The sequence below is a fragment of the Streptomyces sp. NPDC058274 genome (genome assembly GCF_042881375.1).
Classification (GTDB): Bacteria; Actinomycetota; Actinomycetes; order Streptomycetales; family Streptomycetaceae; genus Streptomyces.
Genome location: NZ_JBHVXW010000007.1, coordinates 118,796 through 136,996, shown reverse-complemented (window position 1 = coordinate 136,996; position 18,201 = coordinate 118,796). Strand labels below are relative to the sequence as shown.

The following is an 18,201-nucleotide window of genomic DNA, read 5'->3' as shown; positions in this document are numbered from 1 at the left end:
GCCGGCGGGAGCTTTGGTCAGGTTCGGCTACGTGAGGGGCGGGGTGCATGGATGGACTCAGACATGCAGGGCGGGCCGGTAAATGAGCTCTTGGATGCTGCCCTCGAGTGTCCGGCTCTCGATCAGCTCCAGGTCGAAGTCGGCCGCACCCTGGAAGATCGGGTCCAGTCCAGTCCGACCGGTGATCACCGGGAAGAGCGTCACCTGGACGCGGTCGACCAGGCCGGCGGCCATCAGCGCCCGGTTCATCGACAGGCTGCCGTGCGAGCGCAACGGGACCTCGGACTCCTCCTTGAGCCGGGCGACGACGTCGACGGCATCGCCGCTCACTACGGTCGCGTCCGGCCAGTCGAGAGGTCCCTCCAGGGTGGTCGACACCACCGTTGCCGGCAGGCTCCTCATCCGCGTGACCCATGGGTCACGCACATCGGACTCCTCGGTGCTCGAGGCGAGCATCCGCGCGAACAGCCGGTACGTGTTGGCCCCGAAGACCATCCGCTGGTCCTCGCCGTACAGGGCGAGGCGGTGGTCCAGGAGTTCGGGGCCTTGCTTGCCCCAGTAGCCGGTCCAGTCGCCGCCGGCGGCGCCGAAGCCGTCGAGGCTGGAGAAGACGTCGAATGTATAGGCAGCGGTCATGATGCTCTCCTCGACTGCGGTTGATCGCCTGTACTCATACAGACCGGCAATCACGGCGAAACTCATCGCCATGGGCCTCCTGGAGTCCGACCGCCCCGGATTCGGACCCAGGTGCTCCATCACGGCCGAGAAGGGTGGAAGGTCAAGCGTGACCGGCGACGCGGCGGTGGAGGAGGGTGTGGTGCGCCGATCCACAGGTCTTGACCATTCCTCCCCTCAACATCCTCGCCCTTCGATGGAGGGCTGTCGAGTTGGGCGAGGGGTTTCCCCAGGCAGGCGGAACGCGACCAGCGGCCTACTCCGCCGCGCCGGCCGGACCGGCAGGACTGGCATCACCGGCCAGGATGAACCTGCCGGAGCCCATTGCTTCGGGGATCCCGCCGCCGTGGGCGGCCGGCCGGCACGCCCTACGCCGTCACCGACGCCCGCCGAACTGCCAGATGTGGACCTCAACGTCGGCGTACCGGTCCGGAGTCAGGATGGCGCGGGCCGCGTCAGGGTCCGGCGCCCGGACCAACGCAGCTGTGCCCAGCCAGGTTTCGCCGTTGTCGGACAGCAGAGGCCCGTAGGCGATCAGCTCGTCCCGGTCGGCCGGCACCGTGAGATCGGCGGCCTGCCCTGCGCCGAGGCCGAGCACCAGGTACCGGTTGCCGTCGCTCGGGCCACCGGGGAATTCCCACATGGTGCGCCCGAGCGTGTTGCGCCACCGGCGCAGCAACACGTCCCGGTAGGCGCCCGCCTGGTAGTTGGGCTCGTCGAAGGCGAACGCGCGCGCGGCGACGGCATCGGGCAGATCGACGATGTGCACGCTTCCGGTGAGGGTGGCGCCGTCACCGGCGAACGTCGGGCCCCGGGCGATCATCTCCTTCGCGTACTGGTCCATGTAGGACCAGTGTTCTTCGAGCAGGTCTTCGCGCAGCGCTCCTGAGTCGGGCCGGTCGCGGTGGTAGCAGAGGAACTCCATGCCCAAAGGATCTCCTCAAGGAGGCCCATCGTCGAGCGGGTTCCCTGCGATCACTGCTCGGAGCCTCATCCAGACGCCGGATCGGATGGGTCAGCCGCATGCGGTGTTCACGTGTACGGGGATCCGGCGATGGATGTCCTCAAGCTTGTTCCGCGGCACGGCCAAGCTCAGCTTCGTGCAGATGTTCGGCCTGGGCAGTGGACTGGCCATCCTCATCGACGCCGTCGCCGTACGCGGCATTCTCGTACCCGCCGCGATGCGCCTCCTCGGCCGCTCCGCCTGGTACGCGCCCGGCTTCCTGCGCACGTCCCACGAGCCGTTCGGCCTCAGCGAAGGCGGCCCCGCGCCCGAGTCCGCGCCCGAACTCGTGGCTGAGTCGCCGTACGTGAAGAACTCGACGCAGGCGTGAGCGTGTGTCTTGACCTCCGTTTGCGTCGTACGACGCCGACGGAGGTCAAGACGTCGTCCCACCGGCTGACGGTCCGTCGGGAACCGCAGGCGCCTCTCCGATATGACACCGCTCCCGGTCACGTGGGAGGGGAGAGTTGTTCGCGCACCCATTCGGGATCGGGGTTGGTGTGAGGCCGGCCCGCTACGAATACGGTCGGCACCGTCTCATTGCCGTCGTTGGCTGCCCTCACCGCTGCCGCTCCAGCCTCATCACGCCAGATGTCGACCCAGTGCAACTGGCGGGCCCTACGGCCCAACCGGAAGCGCAGGCGCAGGCAGTACATGCAGCCGGACCGCCAGAAGACGACCGGCCGGCGGTCGACAGAGCTGCGGCTCTGCGCCTCTACCGCACTGATGGACCTCGGGAAGATCAGAGGCGAGTTCACGCCTGCCAGCAGCACGAACACCAGCAGGAGTGCAACGGCTGCGCCGGTGCTCCCGCTGAGGATCAGACCAGTCGCGACGACTGAGCCGCAGAGCACAAGCAGCATCGGCAAGACCCAAGGGCGCATCATGATGACGCAGGCTATCGGTGCGCCGCCATGCTCCTCGAACCAGGCCGTTCGTACCTCGACCTGGAGTTCCGGGGGTAGAAACAGGCGCTGCCCCTTCCGGGATCAGAACCAGGCGCTGACCCCGTTCTTCAGCCTTCAGCCTTCACCCTTCAGTCTTCAGCCTTCAGTCTTCAGCGCCGCGGCCTGCGCATCGCACGTAGGCCGGCCGTAGCCAGTACGGCCATCACTGTGGTTGCCGCGGCGGCGATCGCGAAGCCGCCGTGTGCGCCGAAGGCGTCCACTGCCCGGCCGGAAACCGCCGCCGCGCCGGCTGAGCCGGCCGCACTGGCGGAGTTCAGCCACGCATGTGTCAGGGACCGTACGTGCGACGGGGAAGTCCTTCGAGGGCCCTTTCGCTCCGCACCTCACCGTTGGGGACGGCCGGATCAAGCGGCACCACCTCTACGAGAACAGCCCGGCGATCGCCGAGGCTTGCGCCCCTTGAGCACCCGGACGGGCGGCCGAGGGGAGCCCTGGGACGCCAGGATCGAGGTGCGGAACTCCCGCGGGGCCGGTGAAGCGGTGTTACGCACTTTCGGGTGAGGTGTCCGTGAGTGCTGGGGTGGCGCGGACTGGCGGATGAGGGGCCGGTCCAGGGCTGACGCGCCGGTGTGAAGGAGGGGCCGTCAACCTAGTGCATTTACCCAGTAAATGGTCCATGAACGTAACTGTCACAGAAATATGGGTGATCAGTAACTTCGTTCACATTTCATGCACACAGGTCGGTTGGGGGCGGCAGATTACGGGCTCTCGGCCAACGGGCCGGGACCCGCACAAAGCAGCACCCGCAGTGCTTGCACTGGCAGGGTCTGCGAGCTCTCGAAATGAGGGGCATTGATGTCTGCTTCCACGCCTGTTACCGCCCGCCGTCTCCTCGCGACCGTCCTTGCGGCCGGCGCTCTCGTCGGCTCGGCCGCCGCGTCGGCCTCCGCCGACCAGGACCGGCGCCCGCACCGGCCGCAGGTGGAGATCAGCGGAGTGCAGTACGACTCGCCCGGGCACGACGACCGCAGCAGCCGCTCCCTGAACAAGGAGTGGGTGGACATCCACAACTCCTCCCGCAGGGCCGTCAATCTGGACGGCTGGACCCTGTCGGAGGACAGGGACGGCAACACCTACACCTTCCGTCACTACCGCCTGGAGGGTCACGCGACCGTCCGTGTCCACACCGGCTTCGGCCGGAACTCCGACAGCGACCTCTTCCAGGGCCGCCGTAACTACGCATGGGACAACCGCGCCGACACCGCCACCCTGGCCAACGACCGTGGCCGGCTCGTCGACTCCCAGTCCTGGGGCGGCCACCGTGGCGGACACCACGGACACCACAACCGCTGAGCGGACACCTGTACGCGCGCGTCGACACCAGCTCTCGTGGGCCGGGCGATGGCCATCTGCTGCGCCAGGCAACTGCCCGCCCGGTGACGAGAGGAACGGACACCTGCTGTAGGTGATGGATGGTGCGCGCGGCCGGCCCGAGCCGACCGTGCGCACCAACCTCGTACGGGACTCGAGCGCCGGCCATGGGCGGTCCCACGGGGGTGGGGACGGTCCGGGGGCGGCGGGGATCGGCTCGTGAGCGCCGTCTCCGCGATCATCGCGAGGCGGATCAGGGCTTCGGGGCGGTGCGGGTGGGTTTCATAGTCCCGCGGTCGAGGCGACATTGCCGCATGAGCCGGCCGTAGGCGCGCTCGACGGCCCAGCGCCCCGGACCGCCATGGCCGTGGACGGCGTACCCGTCACTCCCGCTGCCCGACAGCCCGGCCGAGCGCACTCACCAAGTGGTCCTGTCCATCGGCCATGTCGCGGGAGACGCGGTGTGTCCCGGTCGCTGGGGGAGGGAACTGCGACCGGGACACGGTGCGATGGGTGCGGGCGGGCTCAGCTGGCAACGGGCTGGTCGGGCTGCGCGTCGTGGCCGCGCAGGACGAGTGCGACCAGCAGGCAGGCGGCAAGCGCGGCGCAGCCGCAGACCAGGTAGCCGAGGGAGTAGCCGTGTCCCAGTGCCTGCTCGGCCAGCGGGACGGCCGCGCCCGGGGGCGAGGCGGCCGGGACCGAGTTGACTGCGAGCGGGCCGCCCGCTGAGGCGACCGCGTGGGCGGCGGACTTGGAGGCGGCCGGGAGGGCGGAGTGGGTCAGGGCGGTGTCGAACCTGGCGGCGGCCTGGCTCAGTGCGATGGCGCCGATCACGGCCGGGCCCAGGGTGAACCCGAAGTCGCGCAGTTGGTTGGTGGTGGCGCTGGCCATGCCTTCCAGCGAGGTGGGCACTGTGTTGACGGCGGTGGCTGTGATCGAGGAGACGGTGAAGGCGAAGCCCACCCCGACCAGGCCGAGCGGCAGCACCAGTGAGGTGAGGGCGCGGTCGTCGACGGACAGGGTGGCGGCGAGGAAGTCGCCGGCGGCGATCAGGATCAGGCCCAGGGCCAGCAGTCTGCGGGCGGGGAGGTGTGCCAGCAGCCGGGAGGTGAGCGGGGTCAACAGCAGGGTGAGGCCGTTGAGCAGCAGGAAGGCGACGGAAGTGCGCAGGGGGCTCTGGTGCTGGATCGGTCCGAGTCGGATGCTGGTTGCGTAGGCGGTGCCGAGGAAGCTGAACATGCCGACCACCGCGACGACGGAGGAGACAGCGAAAGCGCGGTTGGTGAAGAGGTCGAGCCGTAGCAGGGGTGAGGTGGCGCGCTGCTCGGCAACGACGAACAAGGCAAGGAACACCGCCGCCAGTACGAAGGCGACCAGGACCGGCGTCGAAGCCCAGCCGTCCGTCGGGCCCTGGATGACGGCGTAGAGCAGCGCGAACAGGCCGACGCCGATGGTGATCTGGCCCGCGATGTCGAGCGAGCGGCCTTTCGGTGAACTGGAGTCGTGTGCGAGCAGTTGGCTGACCAACGCGCCGATGAGGGCGAGGATCGCCACCACGACGAAGGACCAGCGCCAGGAGCCGTAGTTGCCGGTCAGCCCGCCGAGCACGGGTGCCAGGGCGCCACCGGTGGACAGGAAGGCCGCCCAGAGCGCGATGACCTTGGCCCGGTCGCGGTGGCTGCGGGTGCCGGCCACGATCATGGCGAGCGAGGTGGGGAACAGTGCGGCGGCACCCAGCCCGGCCAGGGCTTGGCCCACCCAGAGCATGTGCACGCCGCCGGCAGTGGCGGACACCATCTCCCCGGCCGCCATCAGCAGCGTGCCGCCGATCAGCAGTCGCTTGCGGCCGAAGAGGTCGCCGAGCACGCCGAAGGTCAGCTCCAGCACGCTGATCGGGAGGAGGAAAGCGTCGGATATCCAGGTCAGCTGCGAGCCGATCGGGTGCAGGTGCTCCTGGAACAGGCCGTTGAGGGTGGCCGGGATGGCGACGCCGATCTGGGCCAGGCAGACGACCAGGCAGCAGGCGATCAGCGTGCCGGGGACGAGGTCTGTTGGAGCTGTGGCGTCGGAGGACGAGCGGGTACGCGTCGTTGCGGACACAGGGTCTCCTGGGGAACAGGTGAGTGAGAGCTGAGTCGGGGTCGGCAAGCGATGAGGCGGCCGGACGATGGCCGACCGAGTGAGTGGTGGTGCGGAGGTCGTGAAGCGGCACGTCCAGGCCTTGCCCGACCGTGGACGTGCGCTGCGTCCAGCGGGTGGCTGCCTGTTCCGCGTGGTGTGCGGGGGCGGCGTGCGGGGTCTCCAGGTCGGCGTCGAAGCTGAGTTCGGTGCCGTGGTTGAGGGCGTCCACCTCGGCGCGATGGCTGCAGCCGTGCGGCTGCCCTGCCCGGTCCAGGCCGCTCTGGGTGGCGTAGCCCGTCAGCTTGGGCTTGTGGCAGCTGAACGGCGAGGCGGCCCAGGAAGCGCTTGGCCATGGTGGGGTACTTCTTCTCGCGGAGGTGGGTGGAGCGTGAAGGGGCCTGAGCGGGAGCGCGGACCCGACCGAGAGAATGCCCTGAATGTAGGGCGATATTTTGGCGGCGGTCAAGAGGTTGCCCAAGAATGAGGTTGATGGGCTCGTCGTAGACCGACCGCGGAGTGTCTCGCTCGAGGTCCGGGGTGGAGGGTCGCCGGTCGCAGCACGAGCGGGCGCAGTCGCGACAGCGCATGGTCGCGCGGTGGATCGGAGGACGAGGCGTGACGAGTGGGGCCCGGGCGCCCGGATCCCGGTCAGGTCACCTCCGTCAATGCGTCGCCAACGGGGCGAGTCAACGGGTCCCGAGGGCGGGGCGAGTCAACGGGTCCCGCGGACGGGACGAGCCAACGGGTCCCGAGGGCGGGACCAGCCAACGGGTGCCGCGGACGGGACCAGCCAACGGGTCCCGAGGACGGGACCAGCCGACATGTCCCGCGGACGGGGACGAGTGACCTGCGAACGGCCCGGCCCTGTGCCGGTCGGTCGGATGGGCAGCGGCGACCCGGTGGGCGATTCGCGGGTTCAGCCGCCCGTCGGTATGGCGTCGAGCACTCGCTCGGCCTCCGCCCGGGCGGGCGCTGCACAGCGGCGGGCCAGGTCCTGGAAGAGCGCCTCCGCGCGGATGGCCGGCCAGTCCGCAGGAAGGTGCTCGGCGGGCAGATGCGGGTCGCGGCGGACGAGTTCGAGCCAGTCGGTGTGCAGAAGGAGCTGGCCGGCGAAGGGGTCCCGGGCGAAGTCCTGGGGTGCGTCCGCGGGATCGTCGGCGGTCCAGCGGTCGAGGAAGGCGCGGTACTCGGCGGCGATGGCCTTGGTGTCGAAGGCCGACTCCAGCACCTGGGCCACCTCGGTCGGGCCGATGACGGTGCCGCGGAAGACCCGGAGCTGCGCGTCCAGGCCGAGGCCGGCGACGAGCGCCGCGACGTCCACCTCGCCCGGGGCCACCCACAGCCCGCTCTGCAGCGGACCGAAACCTCCCCAGGTCAGGCGGGAACGCAGGTCGTGCCGCTCGCGCCGCCATGCCTCCGGAAGCGAGAAGCCGACCAGGGTCCACTGGCCGTCCCAGTCACGGTTGACCGCGCCGGTGCGCCAGATCCGGTCGTGCCCGTCCTGGAGTACGGCGGCGGCGCGCGGGGTGAGCGCGAAATACATCTTCCGGCCCTGGCGGTGACGCTCCAGCAGACCGCGGTTGACCATGCGGGTGAGCGTGGAGCGGACGGCCTCCTCGGTGATGCCGATCCGGGCGAAGGCGTCGATCACGCAGCTGGAGGAGAGGGCGATGTCACGGCCGCGCACGTGGATGCCGAAGAAGCTCAGCATCAGCGACTGGGGGCGGGGGGCGGGATCGAGGCTGGTCACGGGCACAGCGTAGAGCGAGTGCGGGCGGGTTGAGAATATTGGGCAATCCATTGACGGCCGACATCGATGTGCCTAAGTTGAATTCATCCCCTCCGCCCAGCCAAGGAGCAGATTCATGGATCTCGCCGGCAAGGTCGCCGTCGTCACCGGAAGCGGCCGAGGCCTCGGCCTCGCCTACGCGAAGGCCATGGCCGCCGCAGGCGCGGCCGTGGTGATCAACGACGTGGACGCCGAGGCGGCAGCCGGCGCCGTCAAGGAGATCGAGGCGGCCGGCGGGCGCGCGGTCGCCGAAGTGGCGGCCGTGGGCACGACGGACGCCGCCGAGGCGCTGGTGGCCCGGGCCATGACCGGTTTCGGGCGGTTGGACGTCATGGTCACCAACGCGGGTGTGCTGCGCGACCGCGTGCTGTGGAAGATGACCGACGACGACTTCGACACCGTCGTCCAGGTGCACCTGCGCGGGACCTTCACGTGCGTACGGGCTGCCGTCAACCGGATGCGCGAGCAGGGGGAGGGCGGGCGGATCATCGTGGCCGGCTCCCCGGCCGGGCAGCGCGGCAATTTCGGGCAGACCAACTACGCGGCCGCCAAGGCCGGAATCGCCGCCATGGTGCGCACCTGGGCCATGGAGCTGTCCCGGGCCGGGATCACCGCCAACGCGGTGATCCCGGTCGCCGCCACCGCCATGACGAAGACCATTCCCGCCTTCGCCGCACACGTCGAGGCGCTGGAGCAGCACGGCACGCCGCTGCCCGACGGCCTGCGCAAGGGCGCGGGCTTCGGCACGGCCGAGGACGTCGCCGGGTTGGTCGCCTTTCTCGCCTCGGACGCTGCCCAGCAGGTCACCGGCCAGTGCGTCGGTATCGGCGGTGACAAGCTGGCGCTCTGGTCGCATCCCCAGGAGATCTCGGTCGCCTACGCGGACGGGGGCTGGAGTGCTGACGCCATCGCCGCAGCGTGGCCGGTCTCAGTCGGCCGGCATACGGAGACCTACGGCATCCCCGCCCCGCAGCTGTGAAGGAGCGAGGGGACATGAACGTCGACGAACTCGTCGCCATCGACATGCACACCCATGCCGAGGTGTCCTCGCGCGGCCAGGGCTCCCTTTCCGGAGAGCTCGACGCTGCCGCCGGGGCGTACTTCAAGGCGGAGCACCGCCGCCCGACCCTCCCCGAGATCGCGGCCTACTACCGCGAGCGGAAGATGGCGTGCGTCGTCTTCACCGTGGACGCGGAAGCCGCCACCGGCACTCCGGCCGTGCCCAACGAGGAAGTCGCCGAGGCCGCCCTGGCCAACCCCGACGTGATCATCCCCTTCGCCAGTGTCGACCCCTACAAGGGGAAGTCGGGAGTACGGCAGATCCAGCGGCTGGTCCGGGACTTCGGCGTGCGCGGCTTCAAGTTCCACCCCAACGTCCAGGCATTCCACCCCAATGACCGGATGGCCTACCCGCTCTACGAGGCCATCGAGGAGGTGGGTGCGATCGCCGTCTTCCACACCGGCCAGACCGGTATCGGCGCGGGCGCGCCCGGCGGTGGCGGGATCCGGCTCAAATACAGCAATCCGATGCTGGTGGACGATGTGGCCGCGGAGTTTCCCGGCATGCCGATCGTCCTCGCCCATCCCTCCTTCCCCTGGCAGGACGAGGCGCTGGCGGTGGCCACCCACAAGCCGCAGGTCCACATCGACCTGTCCGGCTGGTCGCCGAAGTACTTCCCGCCGCAGCTGGTGCAGTATGCGAACACCCTGCTCAAGGACAAGGTGCTGTTCGGCTCCGACTATCCGTTGCTCAGCCCGGACCGCTGGTTCGCCGACTTCGCCGAGCTGCCGATCAAGGACGAGGTCCGTCCGAAGATCCTCAAGGAGAACGCCGCACGGCTGCTCGGCCTCCGCAAATGACGCACGACAAGGGAGTCCCGCGTTGCAGAACCAAGGCATCGGCTCCTGGCCCGCCCGCCGGAGCCGGAAGACCCCGCACCGCACCGCCCTGATCCACGACGAGCGGACCACCAGTTACGCCCGGCTCCACGACCGGGCGAACCGGCTCGCGCACCTGCTGCGCGAGCGTGGCGTCAGGCGCGGGAACAGGGTCGCCTTCCTCGGGCCCAACCATCCGGCGTTCCTGGAGACGCTGTTCGCCACCGGTCTGCTGGGAGCGGTCTTCGTACCGCTCAACACCCGCCTCGCGCCGCCCGAACTGCGCCACCAGCTGGCGGATTCCGGGAGCAGGCTGCTGTTGCACGTGCGCCGGAGCGCCGCGACCACGGCCGAACTGCCGACGGAGAGCCTGTGTGCGGAAGGCGAGGCGTACGAGGCACTGTTGGCCGCTGCGCCGGCCACCGTCCCGGACCTGCCCGTCGGACCGGACGACCTCTGCATGATCATGTACACCTCGGGAACGACGGGCCGGGCCAAGGGTGCCATGCTCACCCATGGCAACGTTCTGTGGAACAGCCTCAACGTGCTGGTCGACGTGGACCTCACCAGCGAGGAGACCACCCTCGTCAGCGCCCCGCTGTTCCACACCGCCGCCCTCAACATGACCTGCCTGCCCACGCTGCTCAAAGGCGGCACGGCCGTGCTGGAATCCTCCTTCGACCCCGACCGCACCCTGGAACTGATCGCACGGCATCGGATCAGCTGCCTGTTCGGCGTCCCGGCCATGTACGACGCCATTGCCGCCGCGCCGGGTTGGGCCGAGGCGGATCTGAGCAGCCTGCGCAACCTGCTGTGCGGGGGCGCGCCCGTACCGGCCCGCACCATCCGCCGCTACCTCGACCGGGGCCTCGCGTTCGTCCAGGGCTACGGCATGACCGAGGCTGCCCCCGGTGTCCTGCTGCTGGACCGCGCCGACGCGCTCACCCACGCGGGCACAGCCGGCGTCCCGCACTTCTTCACCGACGTACAACTGCTCGACCCGACCGGGACTCCGGCAGAGCGCGGAGTGCCGGGGGAGGTGGTGGTGGCCGGTCCCAACGTCTCGCCCGGATACTGGGGCCTGCCCGAGGAGACCGCTGCCGCGTTCCGGGAAGGTCGCTGGTTCCGCTCCGGCGATCTGGCCACGGTCGACGCCGACGGCTACGTCCGGCTGGTCGACCGGCTCAAGGACATGATCATTTCCGGCGGCGAGAACATCTACCCCGCCGAGGTCGAGGACGCGCTGCTGGAGCATCCCGCGGTCGCCGAATGCGCTGTGTTCGGCGTGCCGGACGAGAAGTGGGGCGAGGTGGGCCGCGCAGTCGTCGTACTGCGCCCCGGCGCGGCAGCGAGCGCCGGGGAACTGCTCGGCCATCTGGACGGGCGACTGGCCCGGTACAAGATCCCCGCATCCCTGCTCTTCACCGACGAACTGCCGCGCAGCGGCGCCGGAAAACTGCTCAAAGGCCCGCTCCGCGCCGCCTACGGGAACAACTGACCACAGCCCGCCGCCACAAGAAAGGCCCTCCCATGCCTCGTACCGCCCACGGCATCGCCGACCTGCTCAGCCTCACCGGTGCCGATCTCGGTCACAGCGCCTGGCTGGAGATCACCCAGGAGCGGGTGAACACCTTTGCCGACGCCACCGACGACCATCAGTGGATCCACGTCGACGTCGAGCGCGCCAAGCAGGGCCCCTTCGGCGGCCCGATCGCGCATGGCTACCTCACCCTCTCCCTGCTCATCCCGCTCTGGAGCGAACTGCTCGGCGTGCAGGATGTCGGCATGGCGGTCAACTACGGCCTCAACAAGGTACGTTTCCCCGCGCCGGTTCCCGCCGGCTCCAAGATCCGTGCGCATGGCGCTGTGGCCGCTGCGACCGAGATCAAGGGCGGCGCCGAACTTGTCGTCGATCTCTCCGTGGAGATCGACGGCGGCGCCAAGCCCGCCTGCGTCGCCCAGGCGGTCTACCGCTTCTACTCGTGATGCCGTGGTGAAATGACGGTCTGGCGGTTGTCCCGCGCCACTTCCCAGCCCGCTGACGCCACCTCGGTGTTGAGGCCGCTGTCGGACAACGGTGAGCCGGAGCGCCGCTTCCTCCGGCCGGGCTGTACGCAACGGCACGGCACGTGGTCAGCGTGAGAACGAGGGCCATGCCCGTTGGGATCGCGGGCCTCGGTCGTGGGTGCCGACGCGTGGGATCAGCCGCGCTACGCGGATCCCCTGATGACCAGTTCCGTCGGCAGGATCAGGGGCGTGGGCTCCTCGCCGCCCAGTACGCGCACCAGCATGCGGGTCATCTCGCTGCCGAGGGCCACGATGGGCTGGTGGATCGTCGTCAGGGCGGGCTGGGTGTGCTGCGCGGTGAGTACGTCGTTGAATCCGACGACCGCGACGTCCTCGGGGACGGAGCGGCCGCGTTCACGCAGGACACGCAGGGCACCGGCCGCCATGGCGTCCGAGGCGACGAACACCGCGTCCAGGTCCGGGTGTTCGTCGAGCAGACGGGTGGTCGCCGCGGCGCCGCCCGCCTCGCTGAAGTCGGCGTGGGCCACGCGGTGGTCCTTCAGGCCGGCCAGGGCGACCGCCTCGCGGAAGCCCAGGTAGCGGGAGACACCCGCGTGCATGTCGAGCGGGCCGGTGACGGTGCCGATGGCGCGGCGGCCCGTCGAGATCAGGTACTCCACGGCCTGGCGGGCCCCGCCCCGGTTGTCCGCGTCCACGTACCAGCGCGGGGCCCGGTCCAGGGGGCGGCCTCCGTGTACCACGGGGACGCCGCCCGCTTCGGCCACTTTCGTCAGCGGATCGTTCTCACGCACGGCCAGCAGCATGACACCGTCAGCACCCTGGGACTGGAGGATGCGGGCGAGCCGGGCACGGCCGCGCTCGGAGGCGGCCAGGACCAGCAGCAGTTCGAGGTCCGTCTCCTCCATGACCGCGTTGACACCGGTGATCACCTCCGCGAAGAAGAGGTTGGCGAACAGCGCGGGGTCGTCGCTGGAGATCGCCAGCACCACCGCGCCGCGGCGCTGCGAGGCGAGCGAACGGGCCGCCACGTTGGGCACATAGCCCAGCTCCGCCACCGCACTCTCCACTGCCTGCCGCGCCTTGCTGCTGACGTGCCGGCGATTGTTGATCACACGCGAGACGGTTCCGACTGACACCCCGGCGCGCAGCGCCACCTCGTCGAGCGTCGGTGGCCGTCGGGTCATGTGGGGCTGCTCCTGTTCGTACGGACGGATTCGGGAGTAGGGAGCCATGGATCAGGGAGGAACGGGGCGGCGGGTAGCAGCACAGTAGGTGCGGACCGCCTCACAGACCGCCGCTCCGGATGACCTCGGCGTACCAGCGGGCGCTGTCCTTGGGCGTGCGGCGCTGGGTCGCGTAGTCGACGTGCACGATGCCGAAGCGGGGTGTGTAACCGAAGGACCACTCGAAGTTGTCCAGCAGCGACCACACGAAGTAGCCCTTGAGCGGCACGCCACGGTCGATCGCCTGTGCGCAGGAACGGAGATGGCCGTCCAGGTAGGCGATCCGGTCCGGGTCGTGCACCTCGCCGTGCCGCACCGCGTCGTCGAAGGCGGCACCGTTCTCCGTGATGTACAGGGGTACGGCCGGATAGTCGTCCTTGAGGCGCAGGAGAAGATCCAGGAGTCCTCTCTCGTCAATCTCCCAGCCCATCGCGGTCCTTGCCCGGCCCCCGTCGGCGATACGGACCAACGGCGAGCCCACATAAGCGGATTCGGCCGGCGTCGAGCCGGCGGCGACCACCATCGGTGCGTAGTAGTTGATGCCGAGGTAGTCCAGCGGAGCCCCGATCCTCTTCAGGTCGCCGTCGTGGACGTGCCCGGAACCGGTGACCTGGTGGAGGTCGTCGAGGACGTCGTCGGGGTAGGCCCCGCGCAGCAGCGGGTCGAGGAAGAGGCGGTTCTGCATGCCGTCGATGCGGCGGGCCGCGTCCAGGTCGGCGGGCTCGGTGGTGAGCGGGGACACGTGGGTGAGGTTGAGCGTGATGCCGACCTGGGCGTCGCCCTGCAGTGCCTCCGCGGCCAGGCCATGGCCGAGCAGCAGGTGGTGGGCGGCGCGTACGGCGGCGGCGGGCTCGCGGCGGCCGGGGGCGTGGCGGCCCGTGGCGTAGCCGAGGAAGGCCGAGCACCACGGTTCGTTGAGGGTGGTCCAGTGGGTGATGCGGTCGCCCAGCGCCTCGTGGGCGAGGGCGGCGTACTCGGCGAACCGCTCGGCGGTGTCGCGGGCGGGCCAGCCGCCGCGGTCCTCCAGCGGCTGGGGCAGGTCCCAGTGGTAGAGGGTGGGCCAGGGCTGGATGCCGTGGTCGAGGAGGGTGTCGGTCAGGCGGCGGTAGAAGTCGAGGCCGCGCTGGTCGGCCGGGCCGGAGCCGGTGGGCTGGATCCGGGGCCAGGCGAGGGAGAAGCGGTAGGCGCGCAGGCCGAGTTGGGCCATCAGCGCGATGTCCTCGGGGAAGCGGTGGTAGTGGTCGGCCGCGACGGCTCCGGTGTCGCCGCCCCGGACAGTGCCCGGGGTGGCCGCGAACGTGTCCCAGATGGAGGGACCCCGGCCGGCCTCGGTGACCGCGCCCTCGATCTGGTAGCTCGATGTGGCGGCGCCCCAAAGGAAGCCGGGAGCGAACGTGCTCACTGAGTTGAACCTCCACCTGCTGGCATTCCAAGAGCGCTAACAATCGGAGCGCTCTCGTCCATGACGCGGATACTGATGCTGATCTGGGGTGACGCCACAGCTCGGCCGGTACCTGTGCGATGCCTCCAACAGAAACTGGAAGCGCTTACAGTCGCAGACTAGGAGGGGCACGTGCGGTCTGTGAAGGGTCAGGACGCAGAAAAGACCCCCGTGTTTGAAGTCTTGACAGCCTCGCCGTCCCCGCCCACCATCTGGCACTGACGCCGCACCGAGCCGGGGAACCCTGTCATCGAGAAGGGCCCGGTATGTTCCGCCAGACCAGATGGGGCGCGGTCTTCCTCGCGCCCGTCCTGACCGTCGCCCTGGCCGCGACGCCCGCGCACGCCGCGGAAGCGCCCTACGAGCGGGTACTCAACGGCACGTTCGACAGCGTGAAGGCGCCCTGGTGGAGCAGCGCCAACACGCCGTCCACCATCAACCTGGGCCGGTTGTGCGCCGACGTCCCCGCGGGGACTGTCAACGTATGGGACTCCATGATCGGCCAGAACGACATCCCGCTGGAGGCCGGCCGGCCCTACACGCTCCGCTTCACCGCCTCCGCCACCCGGGACGTGTCCCTCCACGCCGTACTGCAGCTGCCCGCCGCACCGTTCACGACCACCCTGAACAAGACCGCCGCCGTCACCACCACGCCCAAGACCTTCCAGTTCACCGGGACGTCCACGACCGCCGACCTGCACGCCCAGCTGTCCTTCCAACAGGGCGGCGCCACCCAGCCGTTCACCCTGTGCCTCGACGACGTCTCCCTCACCGGTGGCGCGATCCCGCCCGGCGGCGGACGGGACTTCGGCTCCCCGGTGCGGACGAACCAGTACGGCTACGCGGTCCACGGTCCCAAGAAGGCGTCCATCGTCGACTCTTCGGCAGAGCCCGTGAGCTGGCGCCTGACCGACGCCTCGGGTGCGGTCGTCAAGACCGGGCGCACTCACGTCCAGGGCACGGACACCGCGTCCGGTGACCATGTGCACATCGCCGACTTCAGCGCGGTGCGCAAGGCCGGTACGGGATACACGCTCGCGGTCGGCGCGGCGACCAGCTATCCGTTCGCCATCGCGGACAACCCCTACACGGCCCTGCGCAAGGACGCGCTCGGCTACTTCTACGACGTCCGCAGCGGCACCCCCATCGAGGCCCAGTACGCCGGCGACGCCTACGCCCGGCCGGCCGGACACATCGGCGTGGCACCCAACAAGGGCGACACCGACGTGCCCTGCCTGCCCGGCACCTGCGACTACTCCCTGGACGTCCGGGGCGGCTGGTACGACGCCGGCGACCAGGGCAAGTACGTCGTCAACGGCGCACTCGCCGCATGGCAGTTGATGGACTCCTACGAACGCTCCCGCGCCCAGGGCGACACCGCCGGGCTGCGCGACGGACTGCTGAGCATCCCCGAGAACGACAACGGCGTCCCGGACGTACTCGACGAGTCCCGCTGGGAGACGGAGTTCCTGCTGAGCATGCAGGTGCCGGCGGGTGAGCCGCTGGCCGGCATGGTCCACCACAAGATCCACGACCTCGCCTGGACCGCGCTGCCCACCCAGCCCGACCGGGATTCCCAGCCCCGCTACCTGCACGCGCCGTCCACGGCTGCCACCCTCAACCTGGCCGCCGCGGGCGCCCAGTGCGCCAGGGTGTGGGCCCGCTACGACGCGGCCTTCGCCCACAAGTGCCTGACCGCGGCCGAGACCGCCTGGAAGGCCGCGCTCGCCCACCCCGACGTGTACGCGCCGGGCAGCGACAGCGTCGGCGGGGGAGCGTACGCCGACACGGACGTCTCCGACGAGTTCTCGTGGGCCGCCACCGAGCTCTACGCCACCACGCACGACCGCGCCTACCTGTCCCGCATCGACACGAAGATCACCTCGGCCGGATTCTCCTGGCGGGACACCGGCGCGCTGGCCGACCTCACCGTCGTCCGGCTGCCGAGCCGTTTCTCCGCCCACATGGTCGCCGCCGCACGCAAGCGGGTCCTCGCCGTCGCGGACGGATTCGTACGGGACGAGCGGTCGCAGGGTTATCCGAACACCAGCCTGCCCACCGACGGCGCCTACGTCTGGGGCTCCAACAGCGTCACCGCGAACAACTCCATGGTCATCGCGACCGCCTACGACATCACCCCCCGGGACGTCTACCGCAGCGCCGTGCTGGAGTCGATGGACTACCTCCTCGGCCGCAACGCCCTGAACCAGTCCTTCGTCACCGGCTACGGCACCAAGGCCAGCCACAACCAGCACAACCGCATCTGGGCCCACCAGATCGACCCCAAGTTGCCCAGCCCGCCGCCCGGTTCACTGGCCGGCGGCCCCGACTCCGCCCTCCAGGACCCGGTCGCGCAACAGAACCTGGCCGGCTGCGCCCCCGCCACCTGCTACATCGACGACATCTACTCGTACTCGACCAACGAGATCGCGATCAACTGGAACTCCGCACTCGGCTGGGTGGCGGCCTTCGCCGCCGACTCAGCGCGCTGAATCACCGCCGTGGCCCCGCCCGCGCCGGACGAGCGCGGGCGGGAGCCGAGCCGAGGGGCCCACGGCAGCCCCGCCTCCAGAGATAGGGACTCACCATGCGCTGGAAAGCCCTGCTCAAAACTGCCTCACTCAAAAGCGTCACGGTCCGAACTGCCCTGATCGGTCTGCTCGTTGTGCCGCTGCCGCTCCTGGCGGCCGGTTCGGCAGCCGCCGCCAGCCCGATCTCCCTGACGAGCGGCTTCTACTCCAACCCCGACTCCGGCCCTGCCGTCTGGGTCCGCAACAACCCCTCCGACACGCGGGCCGCGCGCATCCAGTCGGCCATCGCGTCCCAGCCGATCGCCCGCTGGTTCGCCGCCGAGAGCGGGGGCATCGGACCTGCCGTCTCCAGCTATGTCGGTGCCGCGGACAGCCACGACAAGCTGCCGGTCCTCGTCGCGTACAACATCCCGCTCCGGGACGCGTGCGGCGGCGAGTCGTCCGGCGGCGCGGCGAGCGTGGCCGCGTACCGCACCTGGATCTCCACCTTCGCGGCGGCGGTGGGCGACCGCCCCGCCGTGGTCGTCATCGAGCCGGACGCCCTGTCGGACTTCAGCTGCCTGACCAGCGCGCAGATCAGCGACCGCCTCGCGATGCTCTCCTACGCCACCCAGATGTTCCAGCAGAAGGCACCCAACACCTGGGCCTATCTGGACGCCGGGCACACCAACTGGGTCGCCCCGGCGACCATGGCGAGCCGGCTGAACTCCGCGGGCGTGAGCAACATCCGCGGCTTCTCCCTGAACGTGTCGAACTTCTACACCACGTCGTCCTCGGAGACCTACGGCAACTCGATCAACTCGTCGCTGGGCGGCGGCTCCCACTTCGTCGTGGACACCAGCCGCAACGGCAACGGCTCCAACGGCGAATGGTGCAACCCTGCCGGGCGCAAACTCGGCGTCACCGCACGCGTGGGCGGCGGCGAGGACCTGCTGCTGTGGGTCAAGACGCCGGGCAACTCCGACGGGCAGTGCGGCATCGCCCCGACCGTCCCCGCCGGGCAGTTCAGCCCCGCCATCGCCGTCCGGCTCATCGACGGAACATGATCGAGGCGTACGGCACGTGATCGAGACGTACTGCACGTGATCGAGGCGTACGGCACGTGATCGAGACGTACTGCACCTGATCCCGACGTACGGCACCTGATCCCGGCGTGGGGGGGGGGGGGGGGGGCCGCGCCCCCCCCCCCCCCCGACCCCCCCGCGAACCCGGCCCGCCCCCGCGGGCGTGGGG

14 protein-coding genes and 2 pseudogenes are annotated in these 18,201 nt (G+C 70.0%); 9 read left to right on the top strand and 7 right to left on the bottom strand.

Annotation, left to right across the window (positions count from 1 at the left end):
- Positions 1 to 57: 57 nt before the first annotated feature.
- The gene (locus ACFVYF_RS16645; RefSeq protein WP_389455927.1) at positions 58 to 636 is read right to left on the bottom strand and encodes a dihydrofolate reductase family protein; all 579 of its coding nucleotides are present in this window, start codon (positions 634 to 636) and stop codon (positions 58 to 60) included.
- Between the two features lie 415 nt (positions 637 to 1,051).
- Complete coding sequence (locus tag ACFVYF_RS16640; RefSeq protein WP_389455926.1) at positions 1,052 to 1,600, bottom strand: YciI family protein; 549 nt, start codon at positions 1,598 to 1,600, stop codon at positions 1,052 to 1,054.
- Positions 1,601 to 1,754: 154 nt separating this feature from the next.
- Here ACFVYF_RS16640 and ACFVYF_RS16635 point away from each other — a divergent pair.
- Positions 1,755 to 2,009: pseudogene (locus ACFVYF_RS16635) on the top strand (MMPL family transporter); the annotation flags it as partial.
- 118 nt (positions 2,010 to 2,127) lie between these two features.
- Here the strand turns inward: ACFVYF_RS16635 and ACFVYF_RS16630 are convergent.
- Positions 2,128 to 2,565, bottom strand: coding sequence for a glutaredoxin domain-containing protein (locus ACFVYF_RS16630; RefSeq protein ID WP_389455925.1), 438 nt, complete (start codon positions 2,563 to 2,565; stop codon positions 2,128 to 2,130).
- Between the two features lie 343 nt (positions 2,566 to 2,908).
- On the opposite strand from ACFVYF_RS16630, the pseudogene ACFVYF_RS16625 reads away from it, so the two are divergent.
- A pseudogene (locus ACFVYF_RS16625) lies at positions 2,909 to 3,049 on the top strand (nuclear transport factor 2 family protein); the annotation flags it as partial.
- Between the two features lie 392 nt (positions 3,050 to 3,441).
- On the top strand, positions 3,442 to 3,939 hold the full coding sequence (locus ACFVYF_RS16620) for a lamin tail domain-containing protein (protein ID WP_389455924.1): 498 nt from the start codon (positions 3,442 to 3,444) through the stop codon (positions 3,937 to 3,939).
- A 543-nt stretch (positions 3,940 to 4,482) separates the two neighbouring features.
- On the opposite strand, the gene ACFVYF_RS16615 is transcribed toward ACFVYF_RS16620, so the two are convergent.
- Positions 4,483 to 6,057, bottom strand: coding sequence for an MFS transporter (locus tag ACFVYF_RS16615; protein WP_389455923.1), 1,575 nt, complete (start codon positions 6,055 to 6,057; stop codon positions 4,483 to 4,485).
- A gap of 937 nt (positions 6,058 to 6,994) precedes the next feature.
- Complete coding sequence (locus ACFVYF_RS16610) at positions 6,995 to 7,834, bottom strand: PaaX family transcriptional regulator C-terminal domain-containing protein (RefSeq protein ID WP_389455922.1); 840 nt, start codon at positions 7,832 to 7,834, stop codon at positions 6,995 to 6,997.
- A 109-nt stretch (positions 7,835 to 7,943) separates the two neighbouring features.
- On the opposite strand from ACFVYF_RS16610, the gene ACFVYF_RS16605 reads away from it, so the two are divergent.
- From ACFVYF_RS16605 to ACFVYF_RS16590, 4 genes are read left to right on the top strand one after another with little or no spacing between them, the layout of a single operon-like run.
- Positions 7,944 to 8,846, top strand: coding sequence for an SDR family NAD(P)-dependent oxidoreductase (locus ACFVYF_RS16605; protein WP_389455921.1), 903 nt, complete (start codon positions 7,944 to 7,946; stop codon positions 8,844 to 8,846).
- Positions 8,847 to 8,860: 14 nt separating this feature from the next.
- The gene (locus ACFVYF_RS16600; protein WP_389455920.1) at positions 8,861 to 9,727 is read left to right on the top strand and encodes an amidohydrolase family protein; all 867 of its coding nucleotides are present in this window, start codon (positions 8,861 to 8,863) and stop codon (positions 9,725 to 9,727) included.
- A 22-nt stretch (positions 9,728 to 9,749) separates the two neighbouring features.
- A complete protein-coding gene (locus tag ACFVYF_RS16595) occupies positions 9,750 to 11,243 on the top strand; it encodes a long-chain fatty acid--CoA ligase (protein WP_389455919.1) in 1,494 nt (497 codons plus the stop codon).
- 32 nt (positions 11,244 to 11,275) lie between these two features.
- Complete coding sequence (locus ACFVYF_RS16590) at positions 11,276 to 11,731, top strand: MaoC family dehydratase (protein WP_389455918.1); 456 nt, start codon at positions 11,276 to 11,278, stop codon at positions 11,729 to 11,731.
- 224 nt (positions 11,732 to 11,955) lie between these two features.
- On the opposite strand, the gene ACFVYF_RS16585 is transcribed toward ACFVYF_RS16590, so the two are convergent.
- A complete protein-coding gene (locus ACFVYF_RS16585) occupies positions 11,956 to 12,957 on the bottom strand; it encodes a LacI family DNA-binding transcriptional regulator (protein WP_389455917.1) in 1,002 nt (333 codons plus the stop codon).
- Between the two features lie 100 nt (positions 12,958 to 13,057).
- Positions 13,058 to 14,398: a GH1 family beta-glucosidase gene (locus ACFVYF_RS16580; protein WP_389455916.1), complete on the bottom strand. Its 1,341-nt coding sequence runs from the start codon at positions 14,396 to 14,398 to the stop codon at positions 13,058 to 13,060.
- A gap of 305 nt (positions 14,399 to 14,703) precedes the next feature.
- Here ACFVYF_RS16580 and ACFVYF_RS16575 point away from each other — a divergent pair, with 305 nt between their 5' ends.
- Together ACFVYF_RS16575 and ACFVYF_RS16570 are read left to right on the top strand one after the other, a co-directional pair.
- Positions 14,704 to 16,929: a glycoside hydrolase family 9 protein gene (locus ACFVYF_RS16575; protein WP_389455915.1), complete on the top strand. Its 2,226-nt coding sequence runs from the start codon at positions 14,704 to 14,706 to the stop codon at positions 16,927 to 16,929.
- A 95-nt stretch (positions 16,930 to 17,024) separates the two neighbouring features.
- Complete coding sequence (locus tag ACFVYF_RS16570; protein ID WP_389455914.1) at positions 17,025 to 18,014, top strand: glycoside hydrolase family 6 protein; 990 nt, start codon at positions 17,025 to 17,027, stop codon at positions 18,012 to 18,014.
- The last annotated feature ends 187 nt before the right edge of the window (positions 18,015 to 18,201 follow it).

What these genes read in the sequence shown, in the direction of transcription:
- ACFVYF_RS16570 (WP_389455914.1), top strand. Translation starts at nt 17,025, where the DNA reads ATGCGCTGGAAAGCCCTGCTCAAAACTGCCTCACTCAAAAGCGTCACG.
- ACFVYF_RS16600 (WP_389455920.1), top strand. Translation starts at nt 8,861, where the DNA reads ATGAACGTCGACGAACTCGTCGCCATCGACATGCACACCCATGCCGAG.
- ACFVYF_RS16645 (WP_389455927.1), bottom strand. Translation starts at nt 636, where the DNA reads ATGACCGCTGCCTATACATTCGACGTCTTCTCCAGCCTCGACGGCTTC.
- ACFVYF_RS16640 (WP_389455926.1), bottom strand. Translation starts at nt 1,600, where the DNA reads ATGGAGTTCCTCTGCTACCACCGCGACCGGCCCGACTCAGGAGCGCTG.
- ACFVYF_RS16630 (WP_389455925.1), bottom strand. Translation starts at nt 2,565, where the DNA reads ATGATGCGCCCTTGGGTCTTGCCGATGCTGCTTGTGCTCTGCGGCTCA.
- ACFVYF_RS16575 (WP_389455915.1), top strand. Translation starts at nt 14,704, where the DNA reads ATGTTCCGCCAGACCAGATGGGGCGCGGTCTTCCTCGCGCCCGTCCTG.
- ACFVYF_RS16585 (WP_389455917.1), bottom strand. Translation starts at nt 12,957, where the DNA reads ATGACCCGACGGCCACCGACGCTCGACGAGGTGGCGCTGCGCGCCGGG.
- ACFVYF_RS16590 (WP_389455918.1), top strand. Translation starts at nt 11,276, where the DNA reads ATGCCTCGTACCGCCCACGGCATCGCCGACCTGCTCAGCCTCACCGGT.
- ACFVYF_RS16605 (WP_389455921.1), top strand. Translation starts at nt 7,944, where the DNA reads ATGGATCTCGCCGGCAAGGTCGCCGTCGTCACCGGAAGCGGCCGAGGC.
- ACFVYF_RS16620 (WP_389455924.1), top strand. Translation starts at nt 3,442, where the DNA reads ATGTCTGCTTCCACGCCTGTTACCGCCCGCCGTCTCCTCGCGACCGTC.